A 15,169-nucleotide genomic window follows, 5' to 3' on the forward strand; every position below is an offset into this window, starting at 1 on the left:
GAAACGCCCGTCACCCGGACGGGTGCGCAAACTCCCCCCATCGGGGAGCAGGCCAGGGGAACGCGCAAGGGCGAACGTACGACGGGGAACGCACAACGGGATGGAGGCCACCCGGCTGGGTGGCCTCCATCCCGTTCACTATGAAGCTGTGGAGCTAAGGAGAATTGAACTCCTGACCTCCTGCATGCCATGCAGGCGCTCTACCAACTGAGCTATAGCCCCGCGTTCAGCTGTTCCGCCACTGAACTCGTCCCGCTTTCCGCCCGGTCTCCCTGGCGACACCGAGAATATTACACGACCGAGACGATCACGTGTTCACACTGCGGGACTCCATCAACCTGACCGGCCACGACCTGTTTCTGAGCGGTCGGCACACCACCGATGTGGCAGGTGTGCAGGGAGGGCACCGAGAAGGTAAGCAGTACCCATGCCCCTTCAGCGCATGGTGTCCGGACTCGGGCGGTGGTGGCACACCGGCCGGTCCCTGGTCGCCGTGCCGCTGGGGCTCATCGCCCTGGTGATGGTGGTCGACCTCCTGACGCCCCCGGACATCCACCTGGGCCCCCTCCTGGTCGCCGCGCCGGCGATCAGCGCGGCCATCGGCGGGCCGGTGCTCACCGGCGTCATCGGCGCCCTCGCCGTGACGGCCCAGGTCGTGATCGGCGTCTTCCACGGGGGCCTGGAGACACCGAACCACCAGGCCCAGGTCGCCGCACTGCTGCTCATCTCCGTCTTCCTGGTGCTCTTCCGCCGCGCCCGCGAACAGCGCGAGCAGGAGCTGAACCAGGCCCGCTGGGTGGCCGAGGTGGCCCAGCGCGTCCTGCTGCGGCCGATCCCGCCACGGCTGGGCCCCCTGCGGATCGCCTCCCTCTACGTGGCGGCCGAGGCCGAGGCCCGGATCGGCGGCGATCTGTACGCCGCCGCGCGGACCGGGCACGGCACGCGGGTCATGATCGGCGACGTGCGCGGCAAGGGCCTCCCCGCGATCGGGGACGCCGCCTCCCTGCTCGGGGCCTTCCGCGCGGCGGCCCACCGCAATCCCCCGCTGCCCCGGCTGGTGGCGCATCTGCAGAACGCCACGTACTGGGACATGGCGGAACCCCTCGACAACGGGACGAGCGGGACGGACAGAACGGAGGGGATGGAGGGGATGGAGGGAACGGGCGGGACGATCGGAGAGGGCTTCATCACCGCCGCGATCCTGGACATCCCTGACGACCAGCCGGTGCTCCGGCTGATCAACTGCGGGCACCCTCCCCCGCTCGTCCTGAGCGACGGCAAGGTGACCACCGTGACCGTGGCCGACCCCGCGCTGCCGCTCGGCCTGACCGGCAGCCTGACGGAGGACGACTACGAGTCGGAGTCGTTCCCCTATCGCCCGGGCGACGTCCTCCTGCTCTACACCGACGGCGTCATCGAGACCCGCGATGCGCAGGGGCGCTTCTACCCCCTGGCCGACCGGGTCGCCGCCTGGCAGGAGACCGACCCGGACCGGCTCGTCCAGCGCCTCCACCGCGACCTGCTCGCGCATGCGGGAGGGGCGATGACCGACGACGTCGCCGTCATGGCCGTCGAACGCCTCCCCCGGGAAACCGCGTAAGACGCCGCGGCGGCGTCGAGACGCAGGTCACATCCGCCCATGTCACAGGGGATCGGGCTACCCCGTCTCAGGGGGTGTAGGCCACTGACGATCACGGAGGAGCACACCATGGACGCACGACTGAACTTCTTCACCGACCCGATCGCCGGCAAGACCCTCAAGCACTTCATGGCGGTGGGCCAGGCGCTCAAGGACTCGCCGCTGCCGGCCGCGACGCAGGAGCTGGTGTCGCTTCGCGTCAGCCAGATCAACGGCTGCGCCGTCTGCATCGACATACACACCAAGGACGCGGCCGCCGCCGGCGAGACCCCGCTGCGGCTGAACCTGGTGGCGGCGTGGCGGGAGGCCGCGGTCTTCACCGCGGCGGAGCGTGCCGCGCTGGAGCTGGCGGAGGAGGGGACCCGGGTCGCGGACGGGGCCGGTGGGGTCGGCGACGAGGTGTGGGCACGTGCCGCCGAGCACTACGACGAGGAGCAGCTCACCGCGCTGGTGCTCCTCGTCTCCTTCATGAACATGGCGAACCGGCTGAACGTCATCACCCGGCAGCCGGCCGGCGACTACGAGCCCGGGCAGTTCCACCGAGCGGCATCGGCACCGGACTCGGCACCCGGATCGGCACCGGTCCCGGCCCAGGCATAGTCACAGACACAGGCACAGGTATAGGCAAGAGCTAGGGGGATACGGCGTGAGCAAGGTCGAGGAGTTCGAGGAGCTGCGGCCGCTGCTGTTTTCGATCGCCTACCGGATTCTGGGCAGCGTGAGTGAAGCCGAGGACGCCGTGCAGGAGACGTGGCTGCGCTTTGACGGCTCGTCGACCCGGCCCACGTCGACCAAGGCGTTCCTGTCGGCCGCGGTGACACGGATATCGATCGACGTGCTGCGTTCCGCGCGGGTGCGGCGGGAGGAGTACGTCGGGCCTTGGTTTCCCGAGCCGCTGCTGAACGATCCGTATCAGGATCCGGCGCGATCGGTGGAGCTGGCCGACTCGGTGTCGATGGCGGCACTGCTGCTCCTGGAGCGGCTCAGCCCGCTGGAGCGGGCGGTCTTCCTGCTGCGGGAGGTGTTCGCCTTCGGATTCGACGAGGTCGCCTCGGCGGTGGGGCGTTCGGAGGCGGCGTGCCGACAGCTGCTGGTGCGGGCGCGGCGGCACATGGAAGCCGGGCGGCCGCGCTTCGCAGCGGACCGTCAGGAGCGGCAGGAGCTGGCGGAGCGGTTCTTCGACGCGCTGAAGAACGGCGATGTGGGCGGGCTGCGGAATCTGCTGGCCGCCGACGTGCAGCTGGTCGGGGACGGCGGCGGCAAGGCCCCGCAGCTGGCCAGGGCCGTCATGGGCGCGGAGAACGTGGCCCGGCTGCTGGGCACGGTCTACCCCTGGCTGGTCCGGATCGACGTGTCGTTCGAGCCGCACGAGGTCAACGGCCAGCCCGGCGCGGTCTTCCGCGACCGGGACGGCAAGGTGCTCCACACCATGGTCCTCGACGTGCTCGGCGGGCAGATCCAGACGATCCGCTCGGTGACCAACCCCGACAAGCTCGGCCACCTCGGGCCGGTCGCCGACGCCTGGGCCGTCCAGCGCGAGCTGAAGCAGGCACGTCGGCAGCCGCACTGACCTGGAGGGTGGTGCGGGCCGGGGCGGCCCCGCACCACCCTTGAGGGACCGGACCCTCAGGAGACCGGCCCCTCAGGAGAGGGTGCGGCGGCGCCGGTGGTAGGCGTAGGTCAGGGCCAGTACCAGCGGTGCCCACAGGACGAACAGGCCGCTGACCACATCCGCCAGCAGTCTCCACCACACGCTGGTGTAGGGGACGGTGGAGAAACCGGCGATGTGGAACACGCCCAGCACCCAGTCGGCGAGCAGCCAGGTGAGGAAGAGACCACCGAGGGCGGCGGGTACGACGGCCACCAGGGGCGGGATGCGCCGGCCGCCGATCCTCGGTACCCATCGGGGCACGACCTCGCCCCAGGGACGGACCAGGCCACGGCACAGCAGGGCGGCGGCCTCGGTCAGCAGGCTGAGCGAGCCGACGTACGCCACGGCGGCCCAGCGCGCCGCCGACATGGGCTCGACGTCCATGCCCATCACGTAGCCGAAGCCGATGGGCAGCCGCCACAGGCACACCGGGAGGGCGAGCAGGGGAAGCAGGCGGGCGACCCGCTCCGCCCAGAGCGGCACGGGCCGTTCGGTCCCCGTGTCCACGGTCTTTGCCTTTGCATGCGCCGCTGCATGCGCCGCGTTCTTTTGGTGTGTTGCACTCGCGCTCGTTGCCATGCGATCACTGTTCCGGCTGCTCGCCGCGCAGGGATCATGCGCGAGTACGGTCCGGCTCCGCCGTGCGGCGGAATGCGGCGAGTGCGGCCGGTGCGGCGAGTACGGCGCACGTCAGCGCCGCCAGCACGGCTCCCGCAGCGAGGAGTACGGGCATGCTCCACCAGCGCGACAGCAGCGCCAGGGCGTACGGAACGAGCAGACCGAGATAGGCCACGCTCCAGAACAGCGAGGTCACCATGGCCAGCCGCGCGGGCGGTGCGACCGCGGCCGCCTCGGTCAGACCGAAGGTCAGCACAAGGCCGTAACCCGCGCCCATGACGGCCGCCGCGACGAGAGCGAGCACCGGCTGCGCTGCCGCCGCCGCGGGGACGGCGAGGGCGAGCCCCGCGACGATCGCGCCGAGGCCGGCCAATGCGTTGGCCAGACGGTGCCGTAGGGCCAGGCGCCGGGCCACGGGTTGCACGAGCAGGCCGCAGCCGGGGACCACGGCGGTCGCGATACCCGCGTAGACGGTGCGCCAGCCGGTCAGCCCGCCGTCGACGAGCCCGGGCAGGGTGGCGAAGCCGACGGCCGGGGCGGCGAAGACCCACGGGGCCAGGGGCAGCACGGCACGCCGGAACCGGGACCAGTCGACTGCCGCGCCGACGGCGCTTCCGTCACCGCTCGCACCATCCGTACGATCCGGGCTGTCCGGGCTGTCCGCCGCCGCCCGTACGGCAGGCCGGCGGGTCTCCGGCGCCCGGTACGCGATCGCCCAGGCCAGTACGGCCAGGATCACGTGGGGAACGTAGGCGGTCGCCATCGGGTGCGGCAGCCACTGGGCGATCAGCGCGGCCACCAGGCCGCCGGAGGCGAAGCCCGCCGAGACGAACAGGCCCGGGCGCCGGGCCGCCGTCCCCGGCGCCTCTTCCGGGGCGTGGGGCGGGCAGGACAGCTCCTTGACCCAGGCGCTGCCGGCGGCCAGCAGGGCACCGGCGCTGAGCCCGGTCAGGAAGCGGCCGGGCAGAAGCCAGGCCGTGGCGGCCGAACCGGCCATCAGGAGGCAGGTGGAGAGCAGATTGACGGCGAGGGCGGTGAGGGCCACCGGTCGGCGGCCGCGCCGGTCGGCCAGCGGCCCGCCGATCAGCAGGCCGGGGACGAGACCGACGACGTACAGCGCGAACAGGCCGGTGACCGTGGATTCGGACAGGCCGAGCTCGGACCGGTAGGCGCCCAGCAGGGCGGAGAACTGGTTCGCGCTCCATCCGGAGGCCGTCATCATCCAGCCCGTCCGCAGCCAGCCGGTCCGCAGCCGGCCCGTCCGAGGCCCGCCCTTCGGTAGCCGGCCCGTTTGCGCCCTTGGCCCGCTGTGCCGGGGCGGCGGGCTCGTCCCGGGATCGGTGGGCGGGAGGGCGGCGGAGGCGTCAGGGGCGGAGGGCCGGACAGGAATACTCATGCCGGCAGTCCTACGGGCCTGCACCCCACCCTCGCCGCCCGCATTCACGATTCGTGAACGCACATACGAACCGGACGGCTCCGATGTCTATCGTGGCCGTCATGGATCTTCGTCTGCTGTCGTCCTTCCTGGCGGTGGTCGAGGAGGGACACTTCGCGCGGGCAGCCGCACGGCTCTTCCTCTCCCCGGCCGCCGTCACCCAGCATGTCCGGCGGCTGGAGAGCGACCTCGGCACCCGTCTACTCAACCGCAACCCCGTCTCCCCCACACCCGCCGGAGAGCGGCTGGCCGGCCACGCCCGTACGCTGCTCGCCGCCGCGAACGCCGCACTGGACGACGTGGCCGAGGCCGCCCGGGCCCCGGCCGCCGCGGAAAGACCGCTCCGTGTCGGCATCATGGGCCACGGCTCGGCGGAGCTCACTCCCGCCTCGGTCAACGCCTTCCGGCGGGCCCGCCCGCACGTCCCCGTCGAGCTGCGGCAGCTAGATTTCACGGAGCACGTCTCCGCACTCGTCGAGGACCGCGTGGACGTCGCGTTCGTCCGGCCCGCCCCGGCGGACGAACGCATCACCGCGGACGTCCTGACGACCGAGCAGCGCATCGTGGCGGTGCCGGAGTCGTCGCCGCTGGCGGACGCCCGTGACACCGGCGCCCTGCTCGCGGACATCGCCGACCTGCCGTTCTTCACGGTCCCCGGGCACACTCCCCGCACCTTCACCGACTACCTCTACTTCGACTGCGCGGCCCGGCGCCGCAGCCCGCACGTGGCACTGACACCGCAGGAGGTGCTCACCGGCGTGGTCACCGGGCGGGCGGCCGGCTCCGGCCTGAAGTCGTTCGCGCGCTACTACGCGTGGCCGGGCGCGGTCTTCGTGCCCGTGCTCGACGTTCCCCACGAGAGCAGCTACCTGGCCGTCCGCGCCCTGGACCGCAACCCCGAGGTCCGGATCTTCCGCGCACTGGCACTGGCGCTGGCACGGGAGATGGGGCCGCGGATCAGCGCGTGAGGAGGGCCTCCCTGCCGCCGCTCAGCGCAACCGCACCGGGAGGGTGAGCAGTCCGCGGTGCCTGGCGTTGTGCTGCCACTGCGGCGGATGCCCGGGACCGGCCGGGCGCAGGCCGGGGTAGCGCCGGAGGATGTGGGCGAAGGCGACCTCGGCCTGCAGCCGGGCCAGTGGCGCGCCGAGGCAGTGGTGGATGCCGTGGCCGAACGCCAGGTGCCGGGAGGGTGTGGCACGGGTGATGTCGAACCGGTCGGGGTCGTCGAAGACGGCCGGGTCGCGGTTGGCGGCCAGCAGGCCGATCTGCACGAACTCCCCGGCCGGGATCGTGGTGCCCGCGATCGTGACCGGCTCGGTGGTGTAGCGCAGCGTCGCGATGCCGAACGGGCTCTCGTAGCGCAGGACTTCCTCGATCATGCCTCGCATCAGGGAAGGGTCGGCGCGCAGGGCGGCGAGTTGCCCGGGGTGGGTGAGCAAGGTGTGGATGCCGTTGGTGATGAGGTTGACCGTCGTCTGGTGTCCGGCGACCAGCAGTAAGAACGCCATGGAGGTGACCTCCTGCTCCGTGAGCCGGTCGCCGTCGTCGTGGGCGGCGATGAGGGCGGAGAGGAGGTCGTCGCCGGGGTGGGCGCGCTTGTGCCGGATCAGGGCCCGAATGCGGTCGAGCATGGCCTCGGCGGTCAGGACGGACACTTCCCCGTCCCCGCCGTCCTCGGTCGTCGAGTTGCCCCGGACCCGGAAGGGATCACCAGGCTCATCGGACGCGCCGAACAAGTCGAAGATCACCGCGACCGGCAGCGGAAGCGCGAACCGGCTGATGAGATCGGCCTCTTCCTGTCCGTCCAGCGCATCCAGGAGGGTGGTGGCACGGGCCTCGATCTTGGGCCGCAGATCCGCCACCCGCCGCGCGGTGAAGGCCTGCTGCACCAGGGCGCGCAGGCGCGTGTGCTCGGGCGGGTCGGCGTTGAGCATGTGCGCGGTCAGACCCTTGCCCGGTCCGCCACCACCGCTGCCGTCCTGCCCGAGCCGCCGTGCGAAAACCTCCGTTGCGGAGTTCTTGCTGAGCCGGGGGTCGGCGAGGGCCGCCTTGCACTCGGCATGGCCGGTGATCACCCACCCTTCCACAGGGACGGCGCCGGAGAAGCGGACCTTGTGCGCGCCGCCCCGCTCGCGCCATCGCCGGTAGGCGTCGTGCTGGTGGGAGAAGAAGGGCTCACCCACGGTCTCGACAGCGGCATCGGCGCAAGCGGCATCAGCGCAGGGGCCCGCGACGGCGTCAGACGGCACGACGCACCCGTATGAGGCGTACTTCCTCGACCCCCAGCAGGCCGAGCAGCGGAACCTTGGCGGTCTTCTGCGCCGGGTCGACCGTCAGGCCGTCCCCGCGTACGAGGTCGAGCAGCAGCTCGGCGAGCGGCATGACCATGTGCCGTCCCCAGCAGCGCTCGGAGGAGTGGCCGAAGGGCAGGTAGCCGGGGGCCGTGTCGGGGTCGGTGTGGTCCCAGCGCTCCGGGCGGAATTCGTCCGGGGCGTCCCACAGGGCCGGGTCCCGGTGGGAGAGCAGCGGCAGGATGAGGATGTCGTCGCCCTTGCCGATGCGCGGGTCGATGGCGGGGTATTCGGGAGAGGCGTTGCGCAGGATGTTCCACGACGGCGGCAGCATGCGCAGCGATTCGTAGATGATGTTCCGGTTCGGTGTGCTGTCGTCGAACGGCGCACCCAGCCACAGGGCGTTCGCGACGAGTGCGGAGACGGTGAAGCACACCGGGGCGGCGGCCCGCCGGTACATGCCCATGGCGTAGCGGCGGGCCTGGTAGCCGGCATCGTCGGCCATCAGGCCGGCGAGGGCGGTCTCCGCGGCTCCACGGCTGCTCCGCCTGGCGAGCGTTCGCCCGGCGAGCGTTCGCCCGGCGAGCAGCCGTCTGGGGAGTGCGGCGCCCGCCGCTATCACCGACCAGGTGAGCTTGGGGGTCAGTTCGAGGTTACGGCTCATCAGGATGCGCAGTCGGCGGGGGTCGTTGCCGAGGACGAGGTCGCGCAGGAAGAAGTGCCCCGTGTGAGGCCAGGGACCGGACAGGTCCACGCCCTCCCGCAGGGGCCTGCTCAGCGCTTCGCGCACGTCGCGGCCGACGGTCCGCATCACCGACGACGCCTCGTTGCGTGAGATCGAGCGCCCGTGCAGCGGCTTGAACGTGGGCCGTTCGGTCTCGGTGGCGCGGCGGGCCGCGAGGATCGCGTCGGCGAGTTCGTGTCCGGCGACACCGATGGTGTCGGGTTCGAGCCGGAAGGCGTCCTTGCCGAGGTGGTCCCGCAGGAGGGCGGCAAGGCGGGGGGTGAATACGGTGGTTCGCGTATGCGGGCGGGAAGGCGGGAGGGCAGAGCGTGGCATGCGGATCTCCGAAGGGCCGAGGACCCGCGCCGGGCGGGGCCGGTGAGAGCAGCGACTCCGCCGGGCGCGGGCCGGGACCGTTGGCTCGTCTCGCCTAGTACCAGATGTACCAGGCGCTCGCCTTCAGGCTCTTCTGGCCGGACACGGCGTTACGGACGGCGAAGAGAAGCTTCATCGCTGTACCTCCTCTCGTTCTCCCGAGTAGTTCAGTCCTTGCGGACGGGTGAGGCGAGATTCCCGTACAGCGATAAACAAAGCATGGACGTTCGATCGGTGCCCTGGCCACGGACCCTGGTTGCGCCCGGGTAGGAGGGATCACAGACTGGTAGTGAGCCGTGAGCGCGAGTGAGCGTGATTGAACGTGACTGAGCGCGAAGGGGCGAATACAGGTGGAAAACCGACTGCAGATCTTCCTGTCCGAGGAGGGCGCGGAGGGCGCGGAGGCCGAGCACATCGAGAAGCTGACCGGCCATCTCCGCCGGGAACTGCTCCGGCTCGACGTGGACGACGTGACGTCCCTCCCGGCCGGCGCACAGGCACCGCCGGGCGCGCGGGCGGTGGACCCCGCGCAGGTGGGAGCCCTGCTGGTGAACCTGGGGGCGTCCGCCGGGGCGCTGCAGCAGGTCGTCGGGATGATCCAGGCGTGGTGGGGCCGTTGCCGGGAGTCCCGGCCGTCGCTGCGGCTGACGTTCGACGACGACGTCCTGGAGATCTCCGAGGCGACACCGGAGCAGGTCAGCGAGGCCTTCGACCTCTTCGTCCGCCGCCACTCGCCCCGTGCGGAGGCAGGGGCGTCGCCGGGGTGGGCGCCGCCGGGCGGGCCCCCGCCGGGTGAGGTACCGCCATGACGGAGTCCCGGTACGCGCTGATCGTCGCCAACGACAGCTACCAGGACGCGGGGCTGCGACAGCTGATGTCACCGGCGCGGGACGCCGAGGCGCTCGCGGGCGTCCTGGGCGATCCGCGGATCGGCGGTTTCGAGGTCCGGATCGTGCGCAACGAGCCCTCGCACGCCATCGCCATGCGGCTCGACGACTTCTTCGCCGACCGGCGGCCGGGCGACACGCTGCTGGTCCACTTCTCCTGCCACGGGCTCAAGAGCGAGTCCGGCGAACTGTACTTCGCGGCCGGCAACACGACGCCCCGGCGCCTGGCCTCCACGGCCGTGCCGGCCGATTTCGTACGGCGGTGCATGTCGTGCACCCGCGCTCGCAGCATCGTCCTCTTCCTGGACTGCTGCTACGGCGGCGCCTTCCCCCAGGGCGCGGTCGCCCGCGCCGCCGGCGACGTGGGCGTGCTGGAGTCCTTCGCCGGCGAGAAGCTCGGCGGCGGGCGCGGCTGGGCCGTCATCACCGCCTCGAACTCCATGGAGTACGCCTTCGAGGGCGCCGAGCTCACGCAGACGGCCGGTCCGCGGCCCTCGGTGTTCACCAGCGCCCTCGTCTCCGGCCTCGCCACCGGGGAGGCGGACCTGGACGAGGACGGCCGGATCTCCCTCGACGAGCTGTACGAGTACGTCTTCGACCGCGTACGGCAGGAGAACCCGAACCAGACCCCCAGCCGCAGCGTGGACATGCAGGGAGACCTGTACCTGGCGCGCAGCCACCGGCGGCGGATCGCCCCCTCCCCCGTGCCGGACGACGTACGCGCCGCGATGCACAGCCCCGACATCTACACCCGCCGCGGCGCCATCGCCGAGCTGCGGGCCCGCATGGAGAACCCCGACCTGTCCGTCGCCGTGGGAGCCCGCGAAGCCCTGGCGGAGATGGCGCGCAAGGACATCCGGGCCGTGGCCGACGAGGCCGGACGCGCCCTGAGCGAGGTGGCCGTCAATCCGTATCCGGCCCGTCTGGACTTCGGCCCGGTGCCGCAGCATGCACCGTCGCCGCACCGGTCGGTACGGCTCCTCGGGCCGCCCCTGGCCCGCAGTTGCGCCGCGCACCCCAAGGAGGACTGGCTACGGGTGGCCGAGGCATCCGACGGGCTCGACATCAGCGTCGACACCTCCACGGGACCGGGGCACCTCAGCGGTGGCATCGTGCTGAAGGGCGTCGTCGGAGAAGGACTGGTCCGCGTGGAGGTGGAGATGCTGCCGGCGGAAGGGCGGGCGCCGGTGCCTCCGGACCGCCCGGTGTCCCGGGACCGTCCGACGACGGGGGTACCGGCGGCGGGAAAGCCGCCCGCCCCTGCGCAGCCGCCGGGCATGCCGCCACCCGCGGGCCACCGCCCGATGCCGACGCGCACGCCGGTCACGCAGACGCCCGGTACGCACGAACCGCGCCCGCAAACGCCGGTCCACCACCCCGCGTCGGGTACCCTGCACCCGCCTCCGGGCGGGAAGCCCGCCCCCGCGGCCGAGCCCACGACCAAGCCCCCGGCCGAGCCCCCGGCTGTGGCCGCTGCCTCTGCCGCCACGGCCGCGCGTCCTGCAGCGCGTCCGGTTGCACATACGCCCGCGCACCGGCGGGCGGCTGCTCCCCCGCCGACGGCCCACGCGCCGTCGGCATCACACCGCCCTCAGGCTCCTGTAGGCCGACAACCGCAGACGCCTCCGGCAGGCCCTCAACGCGCGCCCGCTCTCGCAGCCTTCTCCTTGGGTCTGGCCGTCACCTCGCTGATCACGCTCGTCTTCGCCGCGGTTGCGGCGTTCCGTGCGGTGGAGGCCCGGGTGTACAACACCCCGCCGACGACCTTGGACAACGAGGTCGCACGGTTCGGAATGACGGGATCGCTCCTCGCATCCCTGATCACGGCGGTGCTGGCACTCGTCGTCGTCGCGACGGCCCGGCACAGCCTCGGCTCGTCCGCGACACCGGAAGCGAGCTACGCGGAAGGGCCGGTGCGCGCCACCAGAGTCCTCACGCGGACGGCCAAGACCATCGCCATCCCGGTTCTGACCCTGGCCGCCCTCATCCTTCTCACGTACCTCATCGCGCGGAGCCACGCCTGAGCGGGCTGCCGCCCTGCCCTGCCCTGCCCTGCCCTGCCCGTCACCTGAACGAGCGATTCCGCCCCGAGTGAGGCGAGAGCACACTTCCGAGTGGAGGTGTGCACCTCCGATGTCCGTGAAGACCGGAGGAGGGCCTCATGCTCCCGTCCCGTGCCCGCAGACTGATCGCCGCCGCGGCCGCCGTCGCCGGGGTGCTCCCCCTGGCGGCAGCCGGTACCGCTCCGGCTGCCGCCGCCGGCAGCCGTTTCGCCGCCACCCTGAACTGCGCCGGCTCCATCACCGTGAACATCACCGCCAACGGAGCCGTCGACGGCAGGGGCACCCTCCGCTGCGCGACGCCCACCACCTCCTACGACGGCCAACTGACCCTCTCGGGAACCGCGACCGTCAGTGGGCTGGTCTACCAGACCAGGACGTCCGACCGGCTCAGCATCTTCAGCGGCGGCAGTGGCGAGATCGTCGACCTCGCAGTCGACAGGAGGCTGGAGCGGCTCTCCGACACGGCCTCCGGCAATGCCAGGGAGCTGGGTACCGGGGCGGTCGTCGGGGGCGGCCCCTTCGGCGGCGCCAGGGAGTCCGAGTCGGGCACAGGCACCTTCGGCACCGGCAGGGTGACGACCTTCCTCATCACCAACAACTACATCCTCGACCTCAACGGCTGATCCCGAGAGCACCCGCCTCCCGGCGCATCACCTGCGTCACGCCGGGGCACGTACACCCCATGGTCGCGATACCGAACGACATACGCGCACGGATCGAGACACCGCACATCTGGTACGTCGCCACGGTCAACCCTGACGGCTCGCCACACGTGAGCCCCATGTGGCTGGGGCTCGACGGCGACTTGCTGCTGTTCAACACCGCCATCGGGCGGATCAAGGAACGCAACCTGCGCCGCGAGCCACGGGTGTGCCTCTCCCACGCGGACCCGGCGGACCCCTACGACCGCGTACAGATCCGCGGCCGCGCCGTCCGCTTCACAGAAGGCCCGGAGGCGGACCGGAACATGGACGGGCTGGCACGCAGCTACCTGGGCACCGAGCGGTTCGAGTGGCGCGTCCCGGGCGAGCGGCGCGTCATCGTCCTGTTAGAGCCGTCCCGCATACACCGCGTCACGGGCATCGAACCTTTCCCACCCGGGGCTCCGGGTGCGGCAGGCGAGCCGTCGCCGCCCGTCAGCCCCGGCAGTTGAGCCGGCCGCAGCCGCCGGCCGGGTTCACCCGTGGGAGGGAACCCCGGCAAGGATTCGCCGACCCGTGCACGGCACACTGGCACGCTCTCGGAGCATGACCGACATCATCAAGAATGCCCAGCTCGCCCCCGTCCAGGAGTTCCGGCGCATGGACGCGGACGGCGACGGAGCCGTCGACCGGACCGACTTCCTGCGGGCGCCCCACAGGCTCCTCGCCGAGCTCGGCATCCCGGAGGATTCGCCGAAGGGGCGGGCCCTCCTTGACGCCAACGAGACCCAGTGGACGTTCCTTCTCTCCCTCGGCGACGCCGACGGTGACGGCATCCTGACAGCCGACGAGTACGTCGCCGCGCGCACCTCCCCCGGCTTCCGCTCCCCGGACCGCCCCGGCAAGGGGGACGTGTGCCGGACACTCTTCGACCTGCTCGACAGCGACGACGACGGCTCACTCGACGAGGGTGAGTTCCTCCGGGCCGCGGACTACCTGTGCATGTCGGCCGCAGAGGCCCGGTCGTACTTCGAGGAGCTCGACGCCGACGGAAACGGGCGGCTCAGCCCCAGGGAGTTCCTGAAGGCGGTGAAGCGCTTCTACACCAGCTGAGCGCTACCGCTCCCCGCCCTGCGCCGCGTCGAGGTTCCCCGTGAGGCGTTCCAGCAGCGCACGCAGGGTGAGGGCCTCTTCGAGCGACAGCCCCGTCGCGGTGACGATCCGGCGGGGCACGGGCAGCGCACGCTCGCGCAGCGCCTCCCCCGCCTCCGTGAGCCGGACGACGACCGAGCGCTCGTCCTCCACGCTGCGCTCGCGCGCCACCAGGCCGGCCGCCTCCAGCCGCTTGAGCAGCGGGGAGAGCGTGCCGGAGTCGAGCCGCAGCCGCTCGCCGATGGCCTTGACCGGCTGGGGGCCGGGCTCCTCCCACAGGACGAGCATGGCCAGGTACTGCGGATAGGTCAGGCCGAGGTCCTTGAGGGCGTCGCGGTAGACACCGCCGAAGGCCCGCGCCGCGGCGTGCAGCGAGAAGCAGATCTGGTGATCGAGGCGGAGCAGCTCCGCGTCGTCCGGGAGGGGGAAGGGCGGAGAGGTCATGACCTCAGGGTATCCCGTACCCCGATTCAATTGCGCACAACTAAATCGTGTGCAACCATTATGCCGTGCGGCGGGCCAGACCGCCGCACGGCAACGAACCGAAGGGACCTCCCATGGATGCGCTGTACACCGCTGTCGCCACCGCCAACGGCCGCGAAGGCCGTGCCGTGAGCTCGGACGGGCAGCTCGACCTCGCGCTGGCCATGCCGGCCCCGCTGGGCGGCAACGGCAAGGGCACCAACCCCGAGCAGCTCTTCGCCGCCGGCTACGCGGCCTGCTTCGCCAGCGCCCTCGGCCTGGTCGGCCGCGAGGCGAAGGTCGACACGAAGGACGTCTCGGTCTCCGCCGAGGTCTCCATCGGCAAGGACGACTCCGGCTTCGGCCTCTCCGTCGTCCTCCGTGTCGAGCTCCCGGACAGCCTCAGCGGCGAGACGGGCACCCGCCTGGTGGAGCAGGCCCACCAGGTCTGCCCGTACTCCAAGGCCACCCGCGGCAACATCGCCGTCGAGCTCGTCGTCGAGTAGTCGAGTAGTCGAGTAGTCGAGTAACGGCGACCGGCCGAGCGAGCCTAGGGACGCCAGGGGCGGCATCAGCCCTTCGGCTCCGGCAGCAGCTCCGCGTGCTTGACCGTGTAGCCGCCCTTGACGACCGGGGCGTACGGGGCCGGTGCCATGCAGGTGCCGACGGGCGCGTCCTCCGGCTCGGCGTCACCCTTCGGCATCAGGTTCACGCCGTTCCAGGAGAACCCCACCCGGTCCTTGGAGCGGCCCCGGTCCTTGCCGCCGTCGTAGACGCTGAATCCGACCCGCTGTCCGACGCTGTCCGGCCCGCCGGGGCCGACCTTGGTGATGATCGCCGTCAGCGTCGCGGTGCCGGGGCCGGTCACCAGGCAGTCCACGCGCCCCTCGGACGTGTAGGTGATGTTCTGTTCGGCGGAGTAGTGGGAGATCTTTACCGTCCCCCGCGCGTCGGTGGGAAGCCCCTTGGACATCCGTCCACCGGGCAGCGGCCGGCTGTACGGAGCGGCATGCGCGTCGAAGGTGAACGAGCGGATGTCGTTGTCCTTGTAGTAGGGCAGGACGAACTCCGCGCTTCCGGTCACGCTCGCGTACTCCGGCTTCTGCTCACGGTGCTCGGCGGAGGCGGCGGAAGCGGCGGAGCCGGCGGAAACACCGCTCAGGGTGAAGGCGGCAGCGAGCGCGGCCAGCCCGGCGACCGCCTTACGGCGGGAAAAGGAAGTCACTGTTCT

The 15,169-nt window shown here is 71.7% G+C and carries 17 protein-coding genes and 1 tRNA gene; 10 read left to right on the forward strand and 8 right to left on the reverse strand.

What is annotated here, in order from left to right; translation table 11 throughout:
- Positions 1-149 precede the first annotated feature (149 nt).
- A tRNA-Ala gene (locus IE241_RS31025) sits at positions 150-222 on the reverse strand.
- 205 nt (positions 223-427) lie between these two features.
- Between IE241_RS31025 and IE241_RS31030 the strand changes: the two genes are divergently transcribed.
- The 3 genes from IE241_RS31030 (at position 428) to IE241_RS31040 (ending at position 3,209) form a co-directional block, all read left to right on the forward strand.
- Positions 428-1,600 carry a PP2C family protein-serine/threonine phosphatase gene (locus IE241_RS31030; RefSeq protein WP_190025193.1) on the forward strand — a complete coding sequence of 391 codons (1,173 nt, stop codon included), beginning with the start codon at positions 428-430 and terminating at the stop codon, positions 1,598-1,600.
- A gap of 108 nt (positions 1,601-1,708) precedes the next feature.
- Positions 1,709-2,239 (forward strand): carboxymuconolactone decarboxylase family protein, encoded by a 531-nt coding sequence (locus IE241_RS31035; RefSeq protein WP_190025194.1) that lies wholly within the window; start codon positions 1,709-1,711, stop codon positions 2,237-2,239.
- Between the two features lie 46 nt (positions 2,240-2,285).
- Positions 2,286-3,209, forward strand: coding sequence for an RNA polymerase sigma-70 factor (locus IE241_RS31040; RefSeq protein ID WP_190025195.1), 924 nt, complete (start codon positions 2,286-2,288; stop codon positions 3,207-3,209).
- 72 nt (positions 3,210-3,281) lie between these two features.
- On the opposite strand, the gene IE241_RS31045 is transcribed toward IE241_RS31040, so the two are convergent.
- Positions 3,282-3,797 (reverse strand): hypothetical protein, encoded by a 516-nt coding sequence (locus IE241_RS31045; protein WP_190025196.1) that lies wholly within the window; start codon positions 3,795-3,797, stop codon positions 3,282-3,284.
- A gap of 106 nt (positions 3,798-3,903) precedes the next feature.
- A complete protein-coding gene (locus tag IE241_RS31050) occupies positions 3,904-5,304 on the reverse strand; it encodes an MFS transporter (RefSeq protein ID WP_229900091.1) in 1,401 nt (466 codons plus the stop codon).
- 101 nt (positions 5,305-5,405) lie between these two features.
- Here IE241_RS31050 and IE241_RS31055 point away from each other — a divergent pair, with 101 nt between their 5' ends.
- Positions 5,406-6,311, forward strand: a complete 906-nt coding sequence (locus IE241_RS31055; protein ID WP_190025197.1) for a LysR family transcriptional regulator — start codon at positions 5,406-5,408, stop codon at positions 6,309-6,311.
- Between the two features lie 21 nt (positions 6,312-6,332).
- Here IE241_RS31055 and IE241_RS31060 read toward each other — a convergent pair whose 3' ends face one another.
- The 3 genes from IE241_RS31060 to IE241_RS35060 form a co-directional block, all read right to left on the reverse strand.
- Positions 6,333-7,526, reverse strand: coding sequence for a cytochrome P450 family protein (locus tag IE241_RS31060; protein ID WP_229900094.1), 1,194 nt, complete (start codon positions 7,524-7,526; stop codon positions 6,333-6,335).
- Between the two features lie 55 nt (positions 7,527-7,581).
- The gene (locus IE241_RS31065) at positions 7,582-8,694 is read right to left on the reverse strand and encodes a cytochrome P450 (RefSeq protein ID WP_190025199.1); all 1,113 of its coding nucleotides are present in this window, start codon (positions 8,692-8,694) and stop codon (positions 7,582-7,584) included.
- A 94-nt stretch (positions 8,695-8,788) separates the two neighbouring features.
- Positions 8,789-9,148, reverse strand: coding sequence for a tryptorubin family RiPP precursor (locus tag IE241_RS35060; protein WP_373300808.1), 360 nt, complete (start codon positions 9,146-9,148; stop codon positions 8,789-8,791).
- Between IE241_RS35060 and IE241_RS31070 the strand changes: the two genes are divergently transcribed.
- From IE241_RS31070 to IE241_RS31090, 5 genes are all read left to right on the forward strand, one after another.
- Positions 9,084-9,542: a hypothetical protein gene (locus tag IE241_RS31070; RefSeq protein WP_190025200.1), complete on the forward strand. Its 459-nt coding sequence runs from the start codon at positions 9,084-9,086 to the stop codon at positions 9,540-9,542. The two genes, IE241_RS35060 and IE241_RS31070, sit on opposite strands and share 65 nt — an antisense overlap.
- Positions 9,539-11,644, forward strand: coding sequence for a caspase family protein (locus tag IE241_RS31075; protein WP_190025201.1), 2,106 nt, complete (start codon positions 9,539-9,541; stop codon positions 11,642-11,644). The genes IE241_RS31070 and IE241_RS31075 overlap by 4 nt, the downstream gene beginning before the upstream one ends.
- Positions 11,645-11,781: 137 nt before the next feature.
- Positions 11,782-12,306, forward strand: coding sequence for a hypothetical protein (locus IE241_RS31080; RefSeq protein ID WP_190025202.1), 525 nt, complete (start codon positions 11,782-11,784; stop codon positions 12,304-12,306).
- Positions 12,307-12,365: 59 nt separating this feature from the next.
- Positions 12,366-12,836 carry a TIGR03618 family F420-dependent PPOX class oxidoreductase gene (locus tag IE241_RS31085; protein WP_190025203.1) on the forward strand — a complete coding sequence of 157 codons (471 nt, stop codon included), beginning with the start codon at positions 12,366-12,368 and terminating at the stop codon, positions 12,834-12,836.
- 94 nt (positions 12,837-12,930) lie between these two features.
- Positions 12,931-13,437, forward strand: a complete 507-nt coding sequence (locus IE241_RS31090) for an EF-hand domain-containing protein (RefSeq protein WP_190025204.1) — start codon at positions 12,931-12,933, stop codon at positions 13,435-13,437.
- 3 nt (positions 13,438-13,440) lie between these two features.
- Here the strand turns inward: IE241_RS31090 and IE241_RS31095 are convergent, their stop codons facing one another.
- Positions 13,441-13,920 (reverse strand): MarR family winged helix-turn-helix transcriptional regulator, encoded by a 480-nt coding sequence (locus tag IE241_RS31095; protein WP_190025205.1) that lies wholly within the window; start codon positions 13,918-13,920, stop codon positions 13,441-13,443.
- A 113-nt stretch (positions 13,921-14,033) separates the two neighbouring features.
- On the opposite strand from IE241_RS31095, the gene IE241_RS31100 reads away from it, so the two are divergent.
- Positions 14,034-14,444: an organic hydroperoxide resistance protein gene (locus IE241_RS31100; protein WP_190025206.1), complete on the forward strand. Its 411-nt coding sequence runs from the start codon at positions 14,034-14,036 to the stop codon at positions 14,442-14,444.
- A 65-nt stretch (positions 14,445-14,509) separates the two neighbouring features.
- On the opposite strand, the gene IE241_RS31105 is transcribed toward IE241_RS31100, so the two are convergent.
- A complete protein-coding gene (locus IE241_RS31105) occupies positions 14,510-15,163 on the reverse strand; it encodes a hypothetical protein (RefSeq protein WP_190025207.1) in 654 nt (217 codons plus the stop codon).
- Between the last annotated feature and the right edge of the window lie 6 nt (positions 15,164-15,169).

It is taken from the genome of Streptomyces hiroshimensis, assembly GCF_014650335.1.
GTDB classification, from domain to species: domain Bacteria; phylum Actinomycetota; class Actinomycetes; order Streptomycetales; family Streptomycetaceae; genus Streptomyces; species Streptomyces hiroshimensis.